Genomic DNA, 25,062 nt, shown 5'->3' with positions numbered 1-25,062 from the left:
TTTACTCCTCTTCTTTTTTAACAAACTCCCCGTTTATTCATACAAATTCTTCAATTAAATTTTGAACAGTATGATTTAATAACTCTTCTCAAAGCAGATCTTTTTCATTAAATTCAGCCTCTCTTAATTTAGGTTTGGTTGTTGGATTTTTGGGAACAAACATTGAACAAGCATCATCAAATGGTAGAATTGAAGTTTCATAAGTACCAATTTGTTTAGAAATTTTAATAATTTCTTCCTTGTCATAAGTTAGAACTGGTCTTAAAATTGGCAAAGTCGAAACTGAATTAATGGTGTTGATTGATTCGATAGTTTGCGAAGCAACTTGCCCTAAAGATTCACCAGTAATAATCGCTTTTGAATTAGTTTTGAAAGCTAATTGATTTGCAATTCGCACAAACATTCTTCGCATAATATTAATTTTATAAGTTTGATTAGGAATATGATTTAATTCTTCTAATAGCGGAGTAAAATTGCAAATAAACAAACTGAAACGGTTGTAATTATATTTGGCAACTATTTTTGCTAAATCAAAAACTTTTGTCAATGCTTCAGCTGAAGTATGAGGCGGGGTCATGAAATGTAAAAAATCGACAGTCATTCCTCGTTTCATTGTTAAAAAAGAAGCAACTGGAGAATCAATTCCTCCACTTAATAAAGATAATCCTTTTCCCGAAACTCCAACTGGTAATCCTTTTAGAGCATTGATTCTTGAATCAAAAATATCAGCATGATCTTTTTTGATCACAACTTCAATTTTTAATTCTGGATGGTGCACATCAACTTTTAAATGTTGATTATTTTTTAAAACTAACGGAGCTAATTTTTGCTTCATTTCTGTTGATGTGATCGGATAAGATTTGTCTTTTCTAAAAACTTCTAGTTTAAATGTTTTTGCTGAAGATTTTTCTGCAATTTTTAAAACTGCATTAGCAATTTCGTCAAAATCCAATGAACTTTTTTCAATAATTGACAATGAATAAATTCCAAAAACATTTTGGATTCTTGCTAAAACTTGATCAAAAACTTCTTCTTTGACACCAAGTGTCAAAGAATTATTATCTTTGGTATAAACCACTTCTTCTTTAAATTCTTTTAATTGGAATTTTATGTTTTGAATTAACTTTGTAATAAAATGATTGCGATTATTACCTTTTAACGTTAGTTCCCCATATCTCACTAAAATATTTTTCATTTTTACCTCTTTTCTCTCTGATATTGTTTAATGTTTTTAATCATTTGATCGATAACTATTACCATATTATTGTTATCGTAATTTCTTAATGCTTCTTCAAAATTATTTTCAAAATTCAAACGATTTGCAAAGCGATCAAAATATATAATTAACGATTCAGCAATTAGTGCTTGCTGAATAACATTGGAAATTTGATTTTTAACTGAAATCGTTTCAGATCTTAAATTATCAATTTGGCTTTTAATAATATGTATTCTTTCTTCTGTAAAATTAAAATCTACCTGATGAATTTGATTTTCAACTCTTAAAAGTTTTTCCAGAACGATTTCATTTTGTTTTCTTTCATTGCCAAAATAAGAAATTCTTCTAAATTTATGACATAAATTTTCATTTTGAACCAAAATTGATTTAAGTGAATTTAAATTATTTTCAACTTGAACTAGAGCTGAATTACTGTTCTTTAACCCACGCGTTATCATAATCATTTTTTTATAAACTTCTGAAAGCGGAGTTAAAATTGCGATTAATTCATTTTTTAAAATTGTGTAATTAACTTTCTTTTTATAAGTTGCATAGTTTGTAAAATTTTCATAAAAATGTGTTCATTTAATTTGTAATTTGGTCAATGTTTCACCAATATTTTCAAATTCGATTTGTTTATCATGCGTTGTGTTGTGTTTAACATTGGATTTTATTGCTTTCAATCCATTCTCATAATCACTTTTAGCTGTTTGAAATGTCTCATGGATATTAGACAATTCCGATTCAACAAACATTTTCATCACTTCTTCAAACTGAATGTTTGTTTCAAAATCACTGATTGTCTCTAAAATTTCTGAAAGTTGGATAAAAGCATTTGAATAATCTAAATCAGCCAAACTTCTTTGAATAACGGTTTTCGAATAATTAAATTGGTCTTCGTATTTTTGAATCTTATTTTCATTAAGTGTTTTTTCTTTTAGATCAAACATTGTTTCACTAATTTGTTTTTTGATTGTGTGAATTTTATTTGGTAATGTTTTTTCTAAAACTTTATCAGCTGTTTCGAACAGATCAAGCATGCGAATTAATCGAATTATTTGTTCATTGGTTTTATCTTGGTAAATTAAAGAATCACCATACATCCCCAATTGAATTTTATTATCAATTCTTGTCATTGCAAAATTGATGTTTGCAATTCATTCATAAAGAATGGCGTGATTAAATTTAATTGATTTATCACGCATTTTCAACAAAGCTTCTTTTTGAATTTCGTTCAAAATTTCCCGAACTTGAATTCGAGTATCTCTTTGGATAAATTCTGTTTCAAGAATCTTATCCATTTCCTTGAACATGATGTAAAGTTCTCTGCTTATTTCTTTTAGATTTTTTTTGATCATTGCAGAGCGTTTTAAATTTTTAAAATTTGGTTTTTGAAATTTTACATCTTTAAAAAATAAATCCAGATTGTTGATTTCTTTGTAAAAATCTTTTTGAATAATGTTTTTGTAACGGACTTTTCAAATCTCAACTGCTCTTTTTTCCATGCTTGATGCTTGATTGTTTTTAACCACAGTTAAAAACAATCTTTTCAAGCGGACTTGAACTGAATTTCTGACAATTAATGTTGCTTCTTGATAAGAATCGATATAATTTTTAAGCATTGTTTTGTAGGTTCAAATCACTAAAAAAGAGCATATTAAAACGACTAGTAAAACAAAAAAGATCACTAAGGAAGTGAGTTGAATTGTCGATAGTCCATTAGAAATATTTCAGCCCTTACTTAAAATCACTCTTGACCTACTTTCATTATTTAAATTATATCAATAATAAGCCCAGAAAAAGTAATTCTACACAATCATCAAGTGCTAATTACTTTTTCTGAGTTTAAGTTTTAGCTTATTTTGGTTTCTATTCACTATCCAAGAATTGAAATATCGAAATAACACCAATTTGCGACATTTTTCAGGTCTAAGGTCAATCTTTTTTGAAAACTTTTTAAAAAATAAGTTATAATAAAGATTGTTATTTCGATGTCTGCAAATAGATATATCTTAAAAACTGTTTATTAATCTCTAAAGTAACCCATAGCAGTTAAAGGGCGAACAATAAACTGATTAAAATAGGATCTATTCAAATGTCTTTTAATAACGCAAATATAGGAGATAAATTATGTCAAGATATACTGAATCAATATTCAAAAAATCTCGTCGTTATGGTTTCTCAATTCTTGAAAACGGAAAAGAATTTAGCAAAGGTAAAAAACGTACAACAGCTCCAGGACAACATGGTGCTAAAAAAACCAAACTTTCTGGGTATGGTTCACAGTTACAAGAAAAACAAAAAGTTAGATTCATGTATGGAATTAATGAAAGACAATTCCGTAACACATTTGCAAAAGCAAAAAAAATGCATGGTGTTACTGGAACAAACTTCTTGATCTTATTAGAATCACGTTTAGACAATATTGTTTACCGCTTAGGTTTTGCTATGACAAGACAAGGTGCAAGACAATTAGTTAACCACGGTCACATTCTAGTAAATGGGAAGAAAATTGATATTCCTTCATACCAACTACAACCAAATGATGTTTTAGAAATTAAAGAATCAATGAAGAAAAACGATAAAATTGCTGAAGCATTGCAAAACAATGAATCAACAGTTGAGTTTGTTAAAATTGATAAAAAAACATTAAAAGGTACTTTCGTAAGATTACCTGAACGTCAAGAATTGAATCAAGAAATTAACGATGCATTAATCGTTGAATGATACAATCGTTTAATTAAATAGTAAATAACACCACATGGTGTTTTTTCTTTGCTTTTTCCACTTACCAAACACATAAGAGACAAAAAATTAAGGGCTGTTTGGCAAAATTGACTGAATGTTAAAAACAAAAAAACACCACGGATGATGTTTTTTTGTTTTTCATTTCTTTATTTTAATAACCTTACCAGATACGTGAGAGAAAACGAAAAGCTTATAGCTTAAATAGTATTTGCGTAAGATTAGTGAGTTAGTGTTGGAACATTAAAAACCAACAAAAACCTAAAATAAAAAATGATCTATAAATTAGGTAAATTCGGAGATGCAATTGCATCTCACATATGTATAATATCATTTCAGTATTAGAAATCAATAATTTAACTAAATTTTCAAAATTTGTTATTTTGCAATTGCGACTGCAAAATACTTCTTTTTACCCCTTTTAATTAAAATAAACTCATTATTAATCAATTTATTAAAGTTTTTCAACAATTGATTTTCATCATCAATAACAATTTCATTAAAAGAAATCGCTTGATTATGAATAAATTCTCTTGCTTCGCGTTTAGAAGTTGCGGCCCCACTTTGAATAATTGCCTCAATCACTGTTTGGTTTTGGTCGATTGTTGGGGCTTGGAGTGACTGAATTGCAGAAGCTATCAACATTTCGTCTAAATCTTGGACAGTTCCATTAAAAAACGCCTCTGTTAATAACAATGCTTTGTGCAAACCGTCTTGTCCATGAACAAATTTGGTAATTTGTTCTGCTAAAACTTTTTGAATAGTTCTTGCTTTTGGTTGTGCTTGATGGTTTTTTACTAATTCTGCAATTTCTTTTTGGTCTAAAAATGTTAAAAATTTCAATAACATTTCGCAATCATCATCAGATTGATTAAATCAGAATTGGTAAAATGCATATTCACTAGTTTTTTGTGGGTCTAATCAAATGGCCCCCGATTCAGATTTACCAAATTTTTGGCCATCTTTTTTGACTAATAATTGGTTTGTAATTCCGGCCGCTTCACTTTTGTCGCGTCCGATTTTAGAACCGATTAAATCAATTCCACTTGTAATGTTACCTCATTGGTCAGAACCCCCAATTTGGACCTTACAGTTGTTGTTTGTATACAATTGATAAAAATCATATGCTTGAAGCATGGTGTATGAAAATTCAGTAATTGATAGCCCTGTACTAATTCTTGTCGCGATTGATTCCTTGGCCAATAAATAAGAAAGTGTAAAATCTTTTCCAATATCTCTCAAGAAATCTAAAAGTGACAATTTATTCAATCAATCAAAATTATTGACAAATTCAACACCAATTAACATTTTTTTTAATTGGTGTTGAATTCCTTCGACATTTTTCACAACTTGATCGTTGGTTTGCAAGACACGTTCTTGCGACTTGAATGAAGGATCTCCAATCATTCCAGTTCCTCCACCAATCAAAGCGATCGGTTTAAAACCTGCTTTTTGAAAACGAGACAACAAAATAATCGGTAATAAATGTCCGACATGTAAAGAATCAGCGGTTGGATCAAAACCACAATAAACTCCAGCATGATTTTTTTGTGCTAGATTGATTTTTTCTTCATTGGTGGCTTGTTTTAACAAGCCACGTCATTCTAATTCTTTGATTATACTCATCTGTTTATTTCCTTTAAAATTTATATACTTTTAGTTTTTGAGAATCTGTGTAGGTTCTTCCAACTTTAGCTTCTTTGACACCATCAATTAAGACAGCGTCTCCTGTAAAACTCGTTCTTTTTTTAGTGATTGCTTCTCCAACCCCATAAATATCAACTGGGATTTGTGCTTTTTCAAATTCTGCGATTTTATGAGCATCAAATCCTGATGAAACAATAATTTTGACATTTTGATGTCCAGCTTGATCCAATGCGTTTCTCACTTCCTTGACTAAAAATTGATTAACACCGTATAGATTGGCATCAATTGGGAATTGGTCTTTTTTCTTAGCTAATGTTTCATCAATTAAATTCCCAGCAGTGTCTAAACGAATGGCATAAAGTTTTTCTCCAAAATGATTAGCAACTTCTAATGCTTGTGTAACACAATCATTATTATAGTCAACCAATGAAACTAAATTAGTTTGGGGAAAAACTTTAGCAAAAGCAATGGTTGCTTCTAGTGTATTTCCATCAAAAGATTGAATTAATGCATGGGGCATTGTTCCACTTGGTCGAGCAATTGATTTGTCATCTTTGAAGTATTCAATTGAAGCATCTGAAACAAAAAATTTGCATCCAGCAATGTAAGCTGCATAGCCATCACTTTGTTGATTTTTGTAAAGATCAGCACGATCATTCATATTCAAAACAGTTTTGTTATTGGCAGCTTGATTAATTTCGTAAAAATTTGTGGCAATAGAAGAATCTCTACTTAAGATTCCATCAATCATTCCTTCTAATCACCCAAAATCTTTATATTTTCCTTCGATTCTTAAAACAGGTTCTAATGGAGAAATAAAATCACCATCGTTCAATGTTCAAATTTTTAAATTTTTATAATTTGGAGATGCAAATTTAATTAAAGCTAATGTTTCTTGAATCCCACACAACATAATGTTTTCTTTTCTTTGAAATCATTGCATTGTCACTACTTGGTCCGGTTTAAAAGTATCTAAAATCGAAACTGTTTTTTTAAAATAATCAGCTAAATAATATCCATCTTTGATTCTTGGATCAAATTCAAAATTATTAATTAGTTTCATACACACCTCAAAAACTTTTCCCGACTTGATCTTGAAATGTTGAACCTAAATCCAAAACACCATCAACATTAAATTTGTGACCATCTAAATTTAATTCCTTGGCTGAACAAAGCATTCCGACAGTCGGAAATCCTCTCATCATTCCAGCAGTAATCACATTTCCATTCGGCAATCAAGTTCCATTAGTTGCCATGACTGTAATCATTCCAGGATAAGCATTTTTAGCGCCAGTTACCACATCGACTACACCTTCGTTATTTTTAATTTTGCATGCATTTAAGTGCGTTCCTTCAATTGGATGCATTTCCAGAATTTCGGCAATCACAAATTGTGAATTTTGTTTTAATGGATAAATATCTTTTAATTTATTTTCAACAAAATTCACAGCTTGGATGTTTTCACTAATCATTCCAGGTTTCAAAGCAATTTCTTTGCTGACATTTAAGATGTTAAAACCAACAATTAAATCGTTTGATTTTAAAATGATCACATCATTAATTTGCTCGGTTTTCAAGTTTTTGTCATCACTATTTAAGGTTACTAAAAGGGTGTCGAATTGAACATTATAAAAAATTCCATATTTTAAATTCATATGTAAATAACTCCTTCTAATTGGTTGTTTATATTATAATATAGTATATTATAGTTATGTATTAATTCAAAGGAAAACGAGAAATGAAAATTGCAATATTAACAGATTCATCATATGGTGGGAACTTAAAAGACATCAAAGATCTTTATCAAGTACCATTAATGATTACTGAGGAAAACGGGGGTCAAATACCCGATGATGAGAACTTAACTGAAGAACGTTTTTACGAACTTTTAGAATCACAAGCTTTAAAAACTTCACTAACTGTACCAAAAACAATGCTTGATATGTGAGATCACTTATTAAAGGAATATGATCAAGTAATTTTTGCTGGACTATCAAAAGGATTAAGTGGTCAATTTTCAACTTACAGAATGTTAAGTGAAACTGAAGAAAAATATAAAGGTAAAGTTTTTGTGATTGACACAAATGGTGTCTCAGTCATTTTGCAACATTTAGTCAAAAATGTTGCAATTTGAATCGCTGAAAATAAAACTGGTTTTGAAATCATGGAATTGATTTTGAAAAAACATGATAAATTTACAGCTTTTATTATTCCAAAAAATTTGGACACATTAAAACGTGGGGGAAGAATTACTCCAGCAGCAGCTGCTTTAGCTAAAATGCTAAAAATTATCCCGATTTTAAGATACAACGGTCAAATTGATAAACAAACAACTGCCCGCACTTTTAAAAAAGCTGTGCTTGAATCACTAGAATTGATCAAGAAGGAGCGTAAAGGTGTTAAAGAAATTGATATCGCTTACTCTAAAATGAATCCAGAAACAATGGAACTCATTGAATTGCTTTTGGATAAAGAAGGATTTAAAATTAATATGATGATGAAAATGCCCAAAGTCGTTGCTTCACATACAGGAACTGAAACAGTAGCTTTAATTGTTTGAGAAAGAGGAGAATAATTATGAAAATAGGAATTTTAATTGATAGTTCAGCTATCATTGATGCCAACAATTTTGAGGGCACAAATATTGAAGTAATTCCTCTTCATATAACTTCAGCTGATGGTATCGATATTTTAGATACACCAGCCAATGTTAAAAAAATCAATTTTTGAGAATTAATCAAAAATGGTAAACAATTCAAAACTAGTCAAGCTTCACCTGGTGAACTAGAAGTTAAATATAATGAGATGTTAAAAAAATACGATCACGTTATTCATATTCCAATTACAGGCAACCTTTCTTCAATGCTTTCAACTGCCATGGTTGTTGCTAGAAGTGATGAATTCAAAAACACTGTCACAGTGATTGAAAACAAAACTATTGCTGGACAAGCAATTAGAGAAATGGCTTTATATTTAAATGGCCAAATTCAAAACGAAAAGCTTAAAACTCCTGAAGAAGTTGTTAAAGAATATGATTATCATTTAGATAATGTTTATATTTCAATTCTTCCAAGTGATCTTCGATCACTTGCGAGCGGTGGAAGAGCAAAAACTGTTATTTCGTCTGTGCTAAACATTCTTAAAACCAAAGTTTTAATTCGTTGACAAGAAAAACCAGAAAAACAAGCGATCGGACGCAGTATTCACTCAATTATGAATAAGGTGATTGAAACTGTTCAAAATGAATTTAAAGGCAGAAACCCAAGAGTTATCTTCTTGTGTTCACAATTAGCAAGTCAAAAATATATTGATGCAGTTAATGAAGCTTTTAATCAAGCTAAAATCAAGTTTACAACTGAACCAATTTCTGCTCTTTATCCAATTCATGCAGGAATCGAAACTTTGGGATTTGTCATAACTGATTTAAAATACTAAAATTAAAAAAACAACTTTTAACAAGTTGTTTTTTATTTTGTCTTTTGGCAGGGGTGAAAAGAATCGAACTCTCAACACGTGGTTTTGGAGACCACTGTTCTACCATTGAACTACACCCCTAAATAAATAAATCGCACAAGTGTGCGACAGTTTTTATGTTGGCAGGGGCAACAAGACTTGAACTCGTGACACTCGGTTTTGAAGACCGATGTTCTACCAACTGAACTATGCCCCTATAATTAATTTATCCAAAGACTTTCTAATTATAGCAACGAGTTATTAATAAGGCAATATTGCTTTAAAAATAATTTAAATATGCTCAAGTTCAAATAGACTTGTCACATAAATTTAAATGCTAAATTTGATTCGGAATCAAAGCAACCTTCAATAAACTTTATGAATAAAGGTTTATTGAAGGTTGCATTTTTTACATAGGCCGTGAATTTCAATTTTAAAATGATCCAAAAGTAAACCATGTTTAATTGCTAATTCTTTTAATTGTGATGTATTCATCGATTCCAACTCTTTTGCATCAATATGCGTAATCGTCAAACAATTATCACATTTTAGATGCACAGATTTCAAATCCTGAATTTCATAACAAATTTCCTTGCCATTAAATGTATTGGCAAATAGTAAGTGTTTTTCTAATAACAAATCTAGTGTGTTATAAATACTCATAACATTTATATTTGATATTCTTTCTTCTAATTTATTGCGAATATCATTGATGGTTGGGTGTTCATTCATGATGATAACTTTAATAATTTGAGATCTGACTTTAGTAACTCTAATGCCTTCTTTTTTTAATTTTGCAATTATCTCTTCATATTTTTTCTCTTGAACTGATGTTTGCATTTATTTCTTTAATTGTTCAATAATTTTAAGCAATTGATCAAGAGTTTCAATATTTAAAAGTTGATCATCAGGAATACGAATTGATAATTCATCTTCTAATTGAATCACCATATCCATTAAATCTAAAGAATCCACCCCAATATCTGTAAATCTAGTTTGTTTGTTAATTGCCCCTTTAGCCCCTTTATTTTTAAGCGACTTTACAATTTGTTCGTATATTTTATCCATGTTTCCACCTTTAATGTTATTATACTATTTTTATAAAAATTATAAAAAAATATCCATCATTTTAGTAACACATTTACACGGGAGTGGTGCAAAAAGGGCCAATCGATTTTAGAAAAATTAGTCATAATGCAACTTATAAATTCAACTATGTTTGCCCCCATCCTTTTCATAATTTATTTTTACTTCTGATGTTTTACGCTTGTTAAATTCAATATTGTATTTAAGATTGGGGTTTCTCTTTCTTAAAACTTCATAAAGTTTTTTGACATCAATTGAATTTTTATTCGCAACTGAATTGATTTCTGGTTGCGTTAAAACAATTGGTTCTAAAACTGGTTGGGGTTTGGCGTTAAACGCTGTGAAATGCAAAATTATTGTGATGCTCATCCCCATAATGCTCAATCAAAACAGCAAAACGCAAACCACATTTATTCACTTATTTTTATTAGTTAGTCAATTTTTCATAATCAATTTTAGGAATTTCTAATTTAAAATTGACAAAATATTTTTTACCAAATAGTTCGTAATTTAAATTAATGTATTGACCCCCATTATTATAGGGATTAAAAAGCATTCCTTTTTGGGTTCCTCCTTCTTGAATTATTTGTTTGCTTTCATCGATGAACAAATTATTATCTAAATTAATAGCTAATAAATCATTTTTGGTCTCCATTTTAACACTGGGTTTAAAATCATATTTTTTGGGGTTATCAGCCACTATTTCTAACTTATTAAAATTAAAATTTTTAGCATAAACTTCGTTTAAAACATTATCAACCATTTCTTCTGTTTCTTTATTTGGAATTTTAAAATATTTCTGGACAATTGTTTTGTATTTAATATTAAATAAATTCGAATATCTTTGATTGTAAAAGAATGGATGATAGACATTCTCAACATGTCTGACAATTGATCATTTTTCTTGATCATCAAAAATTAAAACTTCATTATCAATAATTTTTTCATCTTGTAAATTTAAATTAATTTTAATATGTCCTTTACCTTCGTAATAACCATTATACGTGTAGACATAATTGATTTGCATTTGGTCAGAATACATTTCGGCTGGAATTTTTACAGCCAAAACGTTGTGATCCATTTCAAAATTTTTGTCATATTTACTCGTTTCGAGCTCTGCTCTTTTATCATTCACATTCATAAAGAAATTTATATTAAAATTCTTTAAAAGCGAAATGTCTTTTGATTTAAATCAAACCAACATTTTATAATAGCCTTCTTTGTCCTTATGAATAACTTTATTCATAAAGGATGCTGCCGTTTTAATGTTCAAACTATTAGCAAGCATTTCTGTTTTTATATTTATATGTTCTCCAATCATTTTTCCACCTCTATATAGATTAGGAAAAAAAATTAAAAACTAACCAAAAAGGTTAGTTATTTTTTAAAATAATGGGGCGTATAAAGGGAATTGAACCCTCGTATGCCGGAACCACAACCCGGTGCGTTAACCACTTCGCCATACACGCCATATATAGCAACATATAAATAATAAATTATGTCCTTCTTAAAGTCAAATCAAAAACACAAAGAAAAATGAATTTAGTTAAATATAGCTATTTTTTGCGAATTTTATCAATTTGTTGAATAAATCTTGATGAAATTTTAGCATCCTCGGCATCGGAAATTAAAATAATTGTTTCAATATTTGGGTTCAAAATTTTATTCGCTTGAGCCATTTCGACTTCAAAACTAAAATCTTCAATGTTTCTTACTCCACGAAGTAAAAATTTTAAATTATGCATTTGGGCAAAATCAATTGTTAATTGATTTTGGTTAATCATGATTTCGATGTTGGGATTATTTTGAATTAACGTTTGGATTTGTTGAACCCTAATATCAACATCTGTTTGGTCAGTTTTTTCGGGATTGTTGGTCACAACAATCACGACTTGATCAAAAAATTTTAACGCGCGATGAATTAAAGCAAGGTGTCCTTGATGCATTGGATCAAAACTTCCAGCAAACATAATTTTTTGTTTTTCTAACATAAATACCTCATTAATAAATTATAAAATAAAAAAACATCAATGATTGATGTTTTTTAAGGTTTTAGTTTTTAGCTTCAGATTTATCTTGAGCAGCTTTTCCTTCAGCGGCTAAAGCTTGTTGAGTTTCAACTCTCTTTTTACGTGAAGGAATTACAATATTATTTAATAATACTCCAGATACTGAAAGATAAACTCAAAAGGCGATTAGAACACCGATTGAAACTGCTGAAAAGACTGCATCTAAGTTTGTTTCAACATGGGCTAATCCCAAAATCATTCCAACTAAGTTTAACCCAGTTGATAATAATCAAGCGATAAGTGGAAGAATAACTCCATCAAGGATAACTTTTTTAGTCATTCCTGTGGCAGCTTTATTAGCATCCATTAAAGTCGAAATCACATACATGATTAAGCAAGTTGATAACACAGCAACTCCCAATCTTGAGAAGAAGATAGTCATCATCGCTGATGAAGATCCAGGTGCTGTAATTGGTCCCATGGCAATAATTCCATTAATTCCAATTGCTAAAGTAATTGCCATCACAATCATTAATCCATAATATGTAATTGCTGGTTTCAATAACTCTTTTTTCATATTTTTATATGAAGATTTTGTTAATGTAAATATTGCATGCAAAATAATTGCACTTGCAAATCAAATTACAATAATTAATGCTGGTGCAGCATTTCCAGCTTCTCCAGCTAAACCAATTAATGGAAGTAAAATTACATTAATGATCACTGTTGGAACAATTGCAAAAATGAAGAAGATGTAAAATCTAAACATTTCTAATGAATATAATTTTCATGCTAATTTTGATTTTGATTCAACTTTAGTATCAATTGCTTTGTAATACGCGATTGAATATTTTGAACCAATTGATGTGTATTCATATCCTCTTTTGAAGTCAAAGAACATTTCATCTTGTTTTGCTGTTAGCATGTTTCTACGTTCTTTTTCATACATTTCTTTTAGTGAATTGACAACCACTTCACATGGTTGAATGAATTTTTTCAAACTTCCTTCAACTATTAAAACATCACCAATTTCATCCATCATGTTAACTAAAAATGCTGGTTTTAATGCTAAACCATTATATGAACCATATGCTGCTTTAACTTGTTCAAAGTCACCAGCAACTAATTTTTCATGTAATTCACTTGTGAATTTAATAGCGTTTTGATAATTAAATAAAATGTTTGATCTTCTTGATTTCAAGTATGATTTGATTCCAATCACTGTTCCAAAGAAGATTGTTTTTGTTAGTGGGACCAACATTGCGAAAACCCCCCCAACCAATACTAATTTAAACGGAGCTAGGATAGTAGCTGTTAATGAGTTTGCTGCTCAGAATCCACCGATAAAATCAGGGACTGAAATAATGCTTCCGGCATTAATTGTTGTTTTAACCTGATTCAATATGATGATAAAAGATTCTTTAGCTTGTCAACCATCATTGGTTCAAGTAAGGTACTTATCAAAAGTTGATGTACCTTGTGCAGTACCTTTACCAACCACAGCAATCAGAGATTCCACAGATTTAGGATCATAAAGATCAAAATTTGTGTGGAATAATGATAGCCCATCAACAAAGGTTGTATAACCGAAGTAAATTACAAAAACAACAAACAAAATAACTAACTGTCTTGTTAATTTTCTCATTTTTATTTTTCCTTTCTATATAGCATAGATTATAGCAAAATGTAGCAAAAAGTAAAAATACAAAAAATGCCCAAAGTTTTGGGCATTTTTTGAGCCATTTGATTATAAATTTAACTATTTAACTACAATATTAACAATTTTATTCGGAATCACAACTTCTTTAACAATTATTTTATTTTCAATGAATTTTGCAACATTCTCATCAGCTTTGGCAAATTCGATTAAAGTTTGATTGTCTAAATCAATTTCGACTTCTTTAGTTCCTCTTAATTTACCATTAACTTGAAAGGCAATTGTGATTGTTTTTTCAATCAATTTACTTTGATCAAAACTTGGTCATGATTCTTGAACAAGGACAGTTTGTTTGTCCAACATTGCTCACATTTCTTCAGCTACATGTGGGGCAAACAAACTCAACATTTTAATAAATCCTTCAATGTATGGTTGATAAATTGTTGATGGTTCATATTTATAAAAAGCGTTTACTAACACCATTAATTGTGAAATCGCAGTATTTAGTTTTAATTCTTCAACCATTGTTGTCACTTTTTTAACAACATCGTTGTAAATGAAATCTAACTCATGATTATTGGTTGTGGAAAAAGTGGTTTTATTCACTAATCTAAATGCGCGGTTTAATCATTTTAAAGCAGCATCTAATCCATCATAACTTCAAGGTAATGAAGCATCTAATGGTCCCATAAACATTTCATACAATCTTAAAGCATCAGCCCCATGTGATTGAAGTACATCATCTGGGGAAATGACATTTCCTCATGATTTTGACATTTTACGTCCATCAGGTCCTAAAATCATTCCTTGATTGTAAAGTTTTTGAAATGGTTCTGGCGTGTTTAAAAGGTTTAAATCATATAAAACATGGTTTCAAAATCTAGCATACAATAAGTGTCCAACAGCATGTTCTTGCCCACCAATATATAAATCAACAGGCATTCATTTAGCAAAACGTTCTTTGGCTTCGTTTGATTCCAAATCAATTAATTGATTTGGTTGATCAGTCAAAATATAAGCTAAATAATACCATGAAGAACCAGCTGATTGTGGCATCGTGTTTGTTTCTCTTTTGACATTTTTTCCATCAACAGTTAAGTTCACTCATTCTTGAACATTTGCCAACGGTGATTCTCCAGTTCCACTTGGTTTAATGTAACTAGTTTGTGGTAAAGTGACTGGTAAATCTTCTAGATCAATCAAACCAATGTTTCCATCTTCAGTATAATAAATTGGAAATGGTTCACCATAAAATCTTTGACGAGAAAATAATCAGTCTCTTAATTTATAGTTAATTTTTTTAGTTCCTAATTTTTCAACTTCAATTTTTTCAATGATTTTTTCAATTGCTTGTTTACGATCTAAACCATTTAAAATATCTGAATTAATATGTTTGGTTTCACCAACAAAAGCTTTGCTTTGATCTTTTGCTTCTAACACAAATTTAATCTCAAGATTAAATTTGGTTGCAAAATCTCAATCACGAGGATCATGGGCAGGAACTGCCATAATTGCCCCACTACCATAATCATTTAAAACATAATCAGCAATTCAAACCGGAATTTTGGTTTTACTAATTGGGTTAACAGCATATGCTCCAGTAAAAATTCCAGTTTTAGTTTTTGATTCGTCCTTACGATCAATTTCAGTTTTTTGTTTTGCTTGTTCAATGTAAGCTTCAACTTCAGCCAAATGTTCTTTGGTGGTAATTGATTGAACAGTCGGATGTTCAGGGGCTAAAACTAAATAAGTTGCTCCATAAATTGTGTCTGGTCTAGTTGTAAAAACTTTTAATTCAATTCCATTTTCAGTATGAAAAAATATTTCCACGCCTTCAGATTTACCAATTCAATTTTTTTGTAATTCCTTAACAGATTGTGGTCAGTCCAAGGCGTCTAATCCAGACAATAATTTTTCAGCATAAGTGGTAATTTTTAAAACTCATTGTTTCATTGTTTTTTTAACAACTGGATACCCACCACGTTCACTGACCATTTTGCCATCTTTAATTTCAACTTCATCATTGGCAAGAACTGTTCCTAAATCTTGAGATCAATTAACTTCGACATTTCGTAATTCTGCTAAACCTTGTTTATAAAGTTGTTGAAAAATTCATTGCGTGGTTTTGTAAAAACCAGGATGCGCGGTATTCACTTCTTTGTTGAAATCATAACCAAATCCCATTTTTTGTAATTGGGTTCTAAAAGTATCAATATTTTTTAAAGTAAATTCTCGTGGATCGTTTCCTGTGCTTAAAGCATATTGTTCAGCTGGTAAACCAAAGGCATCTCATCCAATTGGATGTAAAACATCATAACCTTGCATACGACGAAAACGGGCAAAGATATCTGTGGCCGTATAACCCTTTACATGACCAACATGTAAACCAGACCCACTTGGATATGGAAACATATCCAAAACATAAGCTTTTTTGTCATGATTATAAGTGGTTTTATAAACCTCTTTTTCTTTTCAAATTTTTTGTCATTTTTTTTCAATTGCTTTATGCGAAAAGTCCATATTACTCCTTTATATTATTTGTTAATTGTACTATTTTTATGACCAATAAAAAAGTTAAAAAGTGAACTACTTTTTAACTTTTTGAATTTTGGTTTTCACTTTGGTTTTTACTTTGCTTGTCACAAGTTTCAATCAATTATTTTTATCAATTCCTTGTTCAAGGGTTAGGTTTTGAGCTCAGTTCCCTTTTTTGTAAAACATGAATCCAATTCCAACTTTAATCACTTCTAAACTACAAATAATTAAATGAATATAAATAATATCCAAATCAATTACATTGTTCATTCTTAAAGTAATTAAAATCGCCAACATTGGAATACTAATTGACCAAGTAAAGATTGAATCAATCGCCAGTGATCATCACACTTTTCCCCCAGCTCTTAAGATTGAATAGAAGATATTTGATGTCATCACAAAGACATAAAATAAACTATAAATAAATAGCATTCAAATTCCAATTCTTTGTGCTTCAGGATTTGAATTTGAGAAAAGAATTTTTGGAATCACAAATGAAAGACTGGCAAGAATTGTGGCAGCAATTATTGCGATCGCAATTCCAATGAAAATCAAATGTTTGGAATTCCGTTTTGCTTCTTGAATTTTGTTCGCCCCCAAATCATTGCCCACAAAGGCCGTGATTCCGGCATTAATTCCATGATAAAGTGGGGAGAAGATCACCCCAGAAATCGTGGCGAACATCGCGTTGGCAGTCATCGCTTCGTTTGAATATTCTCCTCTTAATTTGACTTGTAAAACTAATCCAAATGAGAATAACACTTCATTGAAAAGTAATGGCGCTGCTTTGTGCATTGTTTTCTTTAATAATGCTCGTTCAATTTTGAACGAGATTCAAAGCGGAATAAATTCAAAACGTTTTCAACCTAATAATCCAATAATAAAGAGCATTTGTAAAACACGAGAAGAAACAGTGGCAACAGCAGTTCCAGTTACTCCAAGTCCTTTAAAGTCTCCTAAGAAGGTTGGGGCTGTTAAAAAGACGTTCATTACACTATTGGCAATTAAAGCAATGATTGACATTCAAAATGAATAGTACAAACGCTTAGTTTCTCTTAAAGCAGTAATGGCTGTTTCATTAATTGCTAGTAAAACATAAGTTGGGGCAATAATACGGTAATATTGCACACCTTGTTGAGTGGAAAGCACAGCTGCACGTCATTGAATATGTTCAAATAATTGGCGAACCTGATTTGTGTCTGTGACAACCCCAGTTTCAAGTGGGTTAGCAACATATTTGGGTTGAGTTGTAAACTCAATTAATTTATCAGTTACCCCTGGTAGGGTGAAAAGAGCAAACATAAAAGTAATTCCAAAAACCACATAAATTTTCAGCGCTGTTACTTGTTTTAATTTTTGATATTCTCCAGCTCCATAATATTGTGAGGCATAAACTCCACAACCATAACAAAACCCTGAAATCGAAGTAAACATGATGATATACAATTGATTCGAAGCAGTCACACCATTGACAGCAATTTGTCCTGCTTGATATGAAAGTCTGTCTCCTAGATATTCAAGTGAAATACCGGCCGCGTTTAATTGCTCAGCATTTAGATTGGATCAATGATCCTTAATGAATTGCTGTAATGCACCAAGGCCTTCAATTTGATCGTTGTGTAAATAGTTAACAAAAATGTTATCAATAATGTCAGTTGAGGCCATAATCATTTCTTGCAAAATTGCTCAAAAAATGATGATAATGGCGACTTTATATCATTGTCATGAAGTAAAGTGCCTTCATGTCTTATTTTTTTTAACTTTTAATTTATTCATAAACAAATTATAGTATAAAAAAACCATTGTCTACAATGGTTTTTTAAATTTTAAATGGTCGGAATAATTGGACTTGAACCAACGACCTCTCCGTTATCAGCGGAGTGCTCTAACCAGCTGAGCTATATTCCGAAAGACCTTAATTATTCTATTGAAAAAATGAAAAAATATCAAGTCTTTAAGGGTGGAAAAAAATAAAAAATCGTCATTTAACTAAGTAATGGTGCTATTTTACTCCATAATTGAAAAATATACATTGATTCTATGGATTATTTTTGACAAATTGGCATAAAAAAAACCAAAAATGGTTTTTTTCAATATTAACGTTTTGAGTATTGAGGGGCTCTACGTGCTCCACGCAATCCATATTTTTTACGTTCTTTAATACGAGCGTCACGGGTTAATAAACCAGCAGCTCTTAATTGTTTACGGTAGTCTTCACTAGCTTCTAATAGAGCTCTTGCAATTCCTAAGCGAGCAGCTCCAGCTTGACCTGTGAATCCTCCACCTTTAACTTTAACTGTAATGTCAAAATCTGTTTGTGTTCCAGTTGCAACTAAGGCTTGTTCCATATCTTGAACTAAAGTTGGGTATGGGAAGAAATCTAGTGCAGGTTGATCATTGACAATGATGTTTCCTTTACCAGGGGTTAGGATAACTTGTGCAACAGAAGTTTTTCTTCTTCCTGTTCCACGATAAATAACTTTGTTTTCTGTCATTATTTAGTTTCTCCTTTTTTTGTGTTGATTACATAAACTTCAGGTTTTTGTGCAGCGTATTGATGTTCTGTTCCTTTAACAACATGTAAAGCTCTAAATTGATTAGCTCCTTGCACGTTTTTTGGTAACATCAAACGAATTGCTCGTTCTAAAATTTTTGTTGAATCTAATTCACGTTGTGTTGCCACATTTCTTCTTCTCAATCCACCTGGGTGCATTGAGTGATGGTAGTAGTTTTTATCAGTTTCTTTTTTACCTGTAAAAATTACTTTCTCAGCGTTAATTACAATAACGTGATCTCCGTTATTGATGTGGGGTGTAAAAGTTACTTTGTGTTTACCTCTTAATAGTAAAGCCACTTGGGTTGCTAGACGCCCCACTGTTTGTCCTTCTGCATCAACGATATATCAATTTTTCTTGATATCTTTGGCAGAAATAAGTGTTGTTTGTTTCATGTGCTTGAATCTCCTTGACTTGTCCGGGGTCAAAAGTGTAGTAAGCAATTAATATTATAAAGCATTTTTTCAAAGTTTTACATATAAATAGTTAATTTAAAAACGGATTTTGAAAAAATCTCCCATAAACACAAGTGCTCTAGATTAATTTACACTAAACTTTTGACAAAAGGCTTATTTTTGCGTTTTTTGATTTGATAAAACCAAAAAACGAAAATTAATTTGGCATTAAAAAAGCGAAAAGAATGATCTTTTCGCTCTTGTTTTTGAAAACGTATTTTATTAATTCTAAAAAAATATTATCCGAATAAAACGGTTGGTTTTTCTGATAATGGTTTTCTTAAAGAAATAATGATACTGATTGTAAAGGTAATAAGAATGATTCCAATAATTAAAGGGATTATTCATAAATCTAAAACATATGGAATTAAAATTCCAAGGTTACTTGCCAGATGTAAAAGACTTTTGGCAAACATAATTCCAGTCAGTATTCCTAAACCAATAGCCATAAGATTAACGATGAAAGTAATTCCGATCGAACTCTTGATAATATATCATTTTGAATATCCCATGGCTTTCATCACCGTCATAAATCTTTGGTATCTCATAACAAAAATGTCGGTGATAACGGTAATAATCAATGTCGCAATAATAATAATTCCCGAAATAATGAACACCGAAAAGGCTAAAATCGTTTCAGTCACAGTCACAACAATTCCAAGTTTACTACTTGCAAGTTGAATGTCAGAATATGCTAATTTAAGCGCATCACTAGGGTCTTTTCATTTATCAAAAATCTTGGAAATGATGTTAATTCCAGGTTTTTCATTATTTCCAAATTTAACCCCAGTTGTAACACCGATTAACTCAGTAAAGTTTGAATATTTATTATTAAATCATGAATTTTGAGTTAATGTTTTTAAAGGATCTAAGCCTTGTTCTTTTAATTCATCATTTGCAAATAAAAGCTCATTTGTTGGTTTTGAAAAATAATCTTGAACTGAAATGTTTTCATACATTGAAATCTCTGTTTCTTCAGTGTTGGTGATTTTTTGGCCAAAACCATTATAAGTTAATGGAATGTATTTATTGTTTGAATATCCATAAATTAAATTGATTAAGTCTTGATCAGCAACAACCAAATCACTATTATAAGAATCAATTGTTGATGTTTTCTTGACATTAATTTGATTAATGTTTTTTGGTAATGTTTTAACATTTTTTAAATGTAAAGGTTTTGAATCTCTACCAAATCCATAATGAATTCATGGAGCAACACCGTCACCAATCGTTTTAATGTCTGTTTTACCATGCAATCCTTGACTATAGTTTGCATAGTATTGTAATGAATAAGGAGCTATATAAAAATAATCCCCATCTTCATTTCAAGCTTTTTTAACAATTTCTGGAACATCTTTTTGTTTAACATCTCCATACCAAGTTGAGATGTTGTTAATTCATTTTGATGAATCTTCATTTTTTCTTGCAAGCGCTGCTTTTTCTAATCCTAAAGTATATGTTTCCATATCTACTTTATTTTTAGGAAAAAATAATTTTAAGTTGTTATATGAGTAAAATGGTCTAATTTCAGAAACTAATTCGCCATTTTCATTAACGCTGGCTTGCGCGAACATTGGCGCTTCTTGGACTAAACCTTTCTCATCAATACTTAAAGAATAATTAATTTTATTCACATCTAAATCAGCTGCTTTTAATCATTCGTTTTTTTCGTTTTTTTCGTTTTTGTTGATTGAACTTCAATCACGATCATCATAAATTCAAGCATTGGCAGGAACTATGTTTTCTTCATTTGTATTACTTATTTGTTTTTTAGGTGTATAAATCAATTTAGAAGTTTCAAATTTCACGTCAGCAAGATCTTGTCTGTCTAAATTAAAGGTTCTATCTGATTGTAAATTTGAAGCAACTGGAATTGATAATGTTTTAGTTTTTGCATTATATAATTCAAATCCAGTTGAAGTTTTTATATCTCGTGGCTCAATGTTACCATCAATAACATCTTGCAGTTGTTTTAAAACTTTGGCATCTAATAATGTGTTATTTAAATTATATTTTTTAATATTAAATGCTGATTGATTTTCTTTTAATCCAATAATATCGATGTTTTCATCCCCATTATCATAGGCAAATTTAATGTTTGTTGATAACGTTTCTTGATTTGGAGTATAAGTTTCATACCCACTTCCAAAAGTGAATTGACTTTTTCGATTTTCACTATCCTTAAGGTATTTTTGTCCTGAGTTAGGAATAAAAGTAAAAATTAGTTGAATAACTGCTTCTTTTCAATCATCAGTTGGAATTTCTCCAAGGTTCAAGTCTCCACTAAGCATTCCTAAAAGCGTTGGAATTAAACCTTTAAAAATTGCATTAGTTTTATCAATCATTTCTTTTCGTTTTTCAAATGACTCAAATTTTTGGTTTGTTTGGGGATTAATTTGTGAATGCATTAAATATCCCATGAATTTTTCAAAAGACCCTAATGAAATATTAACCCCATTTAAATTAAACAATCCATTTGCAACTGAATTTGTTAAAAATCCTAAGAACCCAGAAGTGTCTGTCAAGCCATCGTTTTTAATTTCGTTTTGACTTTCTAATGCTTTTTTATAAACATGTTCTTCTGATCAATTTAATTTAGAACTATCAAATTCTTTTCCGCTACCATTGTAAATTAAAGGAGCAAATAATGAAGTATTATTATTTCCGTCATTGTAATAACGATAATCATCATAATAAGTTAATTGCGAATCTTTGATCTCTTTTGGCAATTGGCTATAAACTTGTTCAGTTCTAGTTATTCCATGGTTAGCTGAAATTGCTTTTTTAGTTAAAGGCATATTGCTAATCGGTGATTCTAATCGATATGAATTTTTATATTTTAAATATTGGTTAGCATCTTTAATATAATTATTCATAATTGAAGGAATTGCTGTTGCAAGCGTTACAACAAATGTTGAAACAAAAATTCCAATTAAAATCATCGAAACTTGTTTTCAACCTCTGGTTGAAATTTTTGAAGCAAATCGAACGTTAAAACTCAATTTGTTAAACACGACATGTAAAGAGTTTGACTCATTATATTTCATTACTTTATGATTATCTGTTGAATGAAATAATTTCAAAATATCTTTTCTTGTATAAAAATAAGCAATTAAATAAGAAATTAAAGTTGAAACAATTCCAAAAGCGACAAATGCCACACCAAGCATTTTTGGATTAAATCTAAATTCATATAAAGTTGTTGCAAAATATGAAGAAAACATAATCGAAATAACTTCTTGAAAAAATCCAGATGCGACAAAAGCCAAAGGAACCACGATTAAAGCAATCACAATTCCATAACCAGTATATGAAAGAGCGATTTCTCTTGATTTATAACCCATTGATTTCAAATATCCAATTTGTTTAGAATTATTATCAATTGATTTTTTGATTGTCACAATTAATGAAATTACAACCATCATCAGAATTATGACTGAAACTACATAAACAAAAATGTTTAATGTTTTAACAATTGAAGGTTGCAATGACCAGTTAAGGATAAAATTTGTTTTGTTAAAATCAACGATCCTATTAATTTGGTTTGCATCTTCTAAACTTAATTGAAGTGGGTTTTTATTAATAATTGAAGTATTAATGTTTAATTTTGTTGGATCAGTAAACAATCATCCATTATATGAAGTAATTTTTTGTTTTAAAGTTTCTGTTTCAGATTTTAAAGTTTTAGGGGTTTTTTTATCTTTGATAAAAAAATAATTTGATCAAGTTAAATCATCAGCATTACCATTATTAGCAATTAAATTTAAGGTTTCTTTATTCACGTAAACAATTGCACTATTTTGAATATCTGTGGTTGGTAATTGTAAATCTGTAATTGGGTAATAAGATAGTGAGTCGGATCCAAATCCTGAAACAATAAATTGTGATTTACCAATGTTTAATTTTTGCCCGATTTTAATATTATTTTTTAAAGCAAATTGTTGAGAGATAACAATTTCTGAAGCAGTCATCGGTTCTAAACCTGCAATCATTTTAAAATTATAATCAAAATCTTGATCTAGAATTGCGAATCTAAACGATTTTTTAGTTGAAACATCATACATAAATGCTTCTTGTCTTAAATATAAATCGATATCGACTAAATCGGCTGCCATTTTTTGATGTAAATAGTCCATTGAAAAAAGATTTCTATTTTCTATTTTTCAATCATTATAATTACCACTCAAACCATTGGCTTGGCTTAGTAAAGTTTTGTTGTCTCTTAGTTTTTCTCAAACTTTTGTAGTTGCAACTTGAGAAGCACCAATGATTTCTTCATTTTCATTTTCAATTGCTTTTAAAGGGTTGGTTTGTCCACGTAACCCCTTCTTATAAACATCGTTAGCAAACTTATTACTATCAGAATTATCTTCACCTATTCTAATTTCTTTAGAATAGGTTGGGTTTTCGTCATTAACGATGTATTGTTCATTATGTTTTATGTCATTTGGTTCATTATTTTTAAATTGGTATTTTTTTCCAAAAATATATTCATAAGCAGTAACAGCATATTGGTCAAGTGCAAATTCTCGATCATAAAAATGCTTAATAAGCTTAAATTTAGGCAATTCATCCAAATCATTTTCAACAAAAAACTTCTTATTAAAAGCATCAACATAGAATTTTGGATTTAATAACTTAGGATCATTTGTTAAATGTTCACTTTCGAATTGATTGCGTATTTCTAATGCTAGTTGAGCAGTTTGATAAATCGTGTATTGAATCAAAGATTCAAAAGCATTATATAGATAAGTATTTAGTCCCAAAAAAAGATCTTTTTCTGAAATTTTGTTTGTAATATTACTTTCATTAACATTAGCGTACTTTGAACTAATAATCTGATTAAAATTGTTCTCATTAACTCCATATTTTACTAATGTTTTATAAAATAAAGTATTTTGCATGTTAGTTTTTTCATTTGTTAAATTTTTAAGATATTCACTTTTAAAATTTTTTGTTAATAGCTCGATAGCGGGTTCGATATATTTTTTTAGACGAGGTGAAAATTCATCATTATATCTTGATCTGAATGCAAAATTTTCATAATTTTTACCAAAATCATAAGTAATTTCAGGTAGGATGAATTCTTTGTCACCACTTTCTGGATCATGATTGTAGTAAACACCATAATATCCTAAGTAATTTTGATCTTCATGTGAAAATAATTGTTCTTTATAAACATCCATAAACTCTGGACTCGAAAAAGTCTTGGTAATGAAATTATCATTTCCGTCAAATGAAGAAAGATTGAAATTTAATTGAGTTGTTGTATTCCCATCATTTTGGATTTCATTATAGTCAGTATTGACAAAATCTAATAATGGGACAAAAGCTAGATTATCTGTTGCAAATGAAGACTTGTTAAATTTACGTTCATATTCATAATCATATTTTTCAACATTGGCAACAACATCATTATAAGTTTGGTTCAAACGACTAATAAATGAGTCAGTTGACATCAAAAAGAAGGTCGCAAAAAAGGATAGTGTAATGATAATTAAAAGTTGAATCTTGTACTTAAAAATTCCTTTAAAACCTGACTTAAATATTAAAAATTGACCTTTCATTGCTTTTTCCCCTCATTTTCTATTAAAAACACATAAATATGATTTTATACCACAAAATAGTTAAACCAAAATTTAATTTTTTAAAAAATTATTAGTTTTTTAAAAAGATAGTTATAATAAACTAGTAAAAATTAAAG

Annotated in this window: 19 protein-coding genes and 4 tRNA genes; 3 read left to right on the top strand and 20 right to left on the bottom strand. The window is 29.8% G+C overall.

Annotated features, from left to right (window positions below):
* Position 1: 1 nt before the first annotated feature.
* Positions 2 to 1,195, bottom strand: coding sequence for a tRNA uracil 4-sulfurtransferase ThiI (thiI, locus tag ELUMI_RS01740; protein WP_025734086.1), 1,194 nt, complete (start codon positions 1,193 to 1,195; stop codon positions 2 to 4).
* Between the two features lie 2 nt (positions 1,196 to 1,197).
* Positions 1,198 to 2,838 carry a hypothetical protein gene (locus ELUMI_RS01735; protein ID WP_025734085.1) on the bottom strand — a complete coding sequence of 547 codons (1,641 nt, stop codon included), beginning with the start codon at positions 2,836 to 2,838 and terminating at the stop codon, positions 1,198 to 1,200.
* Positions 2,839 to 3,346: 508 nt separating this feature from the next.
* Between ELUMI_RS01735 and rpsD the strand changes: the two genes are divergently transcribed.
* Positions 3,347 to 3,964, top strand: a complete 618-nt coding sequence (gene rpsD, locus ELUMI_RS01730) for a 30S ribosomal protein S4 (RefSeq protein ID WP_025734084.1) — start codon at positions 3,347 to 3,349, stop codon at positions 3,962 to 3,964.
* 375 nt (positions 3,965 to 4,339) lie between these two features.
* Here the strand turns inward: rpsD and tyrS are convergent, their stop codons facing one another.
* Genes tyrS through ytpR form a run of 3 tightly spaced genes read right to left on the bottom strand, consistent with a single transcriptional unit; the run spans position 4,340 to position 7,263 of the window.
* Positions 4,340 to 5,587, bottom strand: coding sequence for a tyrosine--tRNA ligase (gene tyrS / locus ELUMI_RS01725; RefSeq protein WP_025734083.1), 1,248 nt, complete (start codon positions 5,585 to 5,587; stop codon positions 4,340 to 4,342).
* A gap of 13 nt (positions 5,588 to 5,600) precedes the next feature.
* On the bottom strand, positions 5,601 to 6,671 hold the full coding sequence (locus ELUMI_RS01720; RefSeq protein WP_025734082.1) for a nicotinate phosphoribosyltransferase: 1,071 nt from the start codon (positions 6,669 to 6,671) through the stop codon (positions 5,601 to 5,603).
* Positions 6,658 to 7,263, bottom strand: a complete 606-nt coding sequence (gene ytpR, locus ELUMI_RS01715) for a YtpR family tRNA-binding protein (protein ID WP_025734081.1) — start codon at positions 7,261 to 7,263, stop codon at positions 6,658 to 6,660. Before ytpR ends, ELUMI_RS01720 begins: the two co-directional genes overlap by 14 nt.
* A gap of 83 nt (positions 7,264 to 7,346) precedes the next feature.
* On the opposite strand from ytpR, the gene ELUMI_RS01710 reads away from it, so the two are divergent.
* Entirely contained in the window at positions 7,347 to 8,183 is an 837-nt protein-coding gene (locus ELUMI_RS01710; protein ID WP_025734080.1) for a DegV family protein, read from the top strand.
* A gap of 2 nt (positions 8,184 to 8,185) precedes the next feature.
* Entirely contained in the window at positions 8,186 to 9,043 is an 858-nt protein-coding gene (locus ELUMI_RS01705) for a DegV family protein (protein WP_025734079.1), read from the top strand.
* Positions 9,044 to 9,088: 45 nt separating this feature from the next.
* On the opposite strand, the gene ELUMI_RS01700 is transcribed toward ELUMI_RS01705, so the two are convergent.
* From ELUMI_RS01700 to ELUMI_RS01630, 15 genes are all read right to left on the bottom strand, one after another.
* A tRNA-Trp gene (locus tag ELUMI_RS01700) sits at positions 9,089 to 9,163 on the bottom strand.
* A gap of 39 nt (positions 9,164 to 9,202) precedes the next feature.
* Positions 9,203 to 9,278, bottom strand: a tRNA-Trp gene (locus ELUMI_RS01695).
* 173 nt (positions 9,279 to 9,451) lie between these two features.
* Positions 9,452 to 9,901: a Fur family transcriptional regulator gene (locus ELUMI_RS01690; protein WP_025734078.1), complete on the bottom strand. Its 450-nt coding sequence runs from the start codon at positions 9,899 to 9,901 to the stop codon at positions 9,452 to 9,454.
* Positions 9,902 to 10,129: an acyl carrier protein gene (locus ELUMI_RS01685; protein ID WP_035018727.1), complete on the bottom strand. Its 228-nt coding sequence runs from the start codon at positions 10,127 to 10,129 to the stop codon at positions 9,902 to 9,904.
* Positions 10,130 to 10,246: 117 nt separating this feature from the next.
* Positions 10,247 to 10,594 carry a hypothetical protein gene (locus ELUMI_RS01680; RefSeq protein WP_156921413.1) on the bottom strand — a complete coding sequence of 116 codons (348 nt, stop codon included), beginning with the start codon at positions 10,592 to 10,594 and terminating at the stop codon, positions 10,247 to 10,249.
* Positions 10,575 to 11,468 carry a hypothetical protein gene (locus ELUMI_RS01675; protein ID WP_025734075.1) on the bottom strand — a complete coding sequence of 298 codons (894 nt, stop codon included), beginning with the start codon at positions 11,466 to 11,468 and terminating at the stop codon, positions 10,575 to 10,577. Before ELUMI_RS01675 ends, ELUMI_RS01680 begins: the two co-directional genes overlap by 20 nt.
* A 72-nt stretch (positions 11,469 to 11,540) precedes the next feature.
* Positions 11,541 to 11,616, bottom strand: a tRNA-His gene (locus tag ELUMI_RS01670).
* Between the two features lie 87 nt (positions 11,617 to 11,703).
* The gene (coaD, locus tag ELUMI_RS01665; protein WP_025734074.1) at positions 11,704 to 12,138 is read right to left on the bottom strand and encodes a pantetheine-phosphate adenylyltransferase; all 435 of its coding nucleotides are present in this window, start codon (positions 12,136 to 12,138) and stop codon (positions 11,704 to 11,706) included.
* Between the two features lie 61 nt (positions 12,139 to 12,199).
* Complete coding sequence (locus ELUMI_RS01660) at positions 12,200 to 13,801, bottom strand: hypothetical protein (RefSeq protein ID WP_025734073.1); 1,602 nt, start codon at positions 13,799 to 13,801, stop codon at positions 12,200 to 12,202.
* A 114-nt stretch (positions 13,802 to 13,915) separates the two neighbouring features.
* A complete protein-coding gene (leuS, locus tag ELUMI_RS01655; protein WP_025734072.1) occupies positions 13,916 to 16,333 on the bottom strand; it encodes a leucine--tRNA ligase in 2,418 nt (805 codons plus the stop codon).
* A gap of 66 nt (positions 16,334 to 16,399) precedes the next feature.
* Positions 16,400 to 18,124 carry an MATE family efflux transporter gene (locus ELUMI_RS01650; RefSeq protein ID WP_025734071.1) on the bottom strand — a complete coding sequence of 575 codons (1,725 nt, stop codon included), beginning with the start codon at positions 18,122 to 18,124 and terminating at the stop codon, positions 16,400 to 16,402.
* Between the two features lie 55 nt (positions 18,125 to 18,179).
* Positions 18,180 to 18,256, bottom strand: a tRNA-Ile gene (locus ELUMI_RS01645).
* Positions 18,257 to 18,444: 188 nt separating this feature from the next.
* A complete protein-coding gene (rpsI, locus tag ELUMI_RS01640; RefSeq protein WP_025734070.1) occupies positions 18,445 to 18,843 on the bottom strand; it encodes a 30S ribosomal protein S9 in 399 nt (132 codons plus the stop codon).
* Complete coding sequence (gene rplM / locus ELUMI_RS01635) at positions 18,843 to 19,298, bottom strand: 50S ribosomal protein L13 (RefSeq protein WP_025734069.1); 456 nt, start codon at positions 19,296 to 19,298, stop codon at positions 18,843 to 18,845. The genes rpsI and rplM overlap by 1 nt, the downstream gene beginning before the upstream one ends.
* A 299-nt stretch (positions 19,299 to 19,597) precedes the next feature.
* On the bottom strand, positions 19,598 to 24,925 hold the full coding sequence (locus ELUMI_RS01630) for an ABC transporter permease (RefSeq protein WP_025734068.1): 5,328 nt from the start codon (positions 24,923 to 24,925) through the stop codon (positions 19,598 to 19,600).
* Between the last annotated feature and the right edge of the window lie 137 nt (positions 24,926 to 25,062).

Source organism: Williamsoniiplasma luminosum (genome assembly GCF_002803985.1).
In the GTDB taxonomy this organism is placed as follows: Bacteria; Bacillota_I; Bacilli_A; order Mycoplasmatales; family Mycoplasmataceae; genus Williamsoniiplasma; species Williamsoniiplasma luminosum.
The sequence above is the reverse complement of the archived record's forward strand: the minus strand, read 5'-3'. Positions and strand labels throughout refer to the sequence as shown.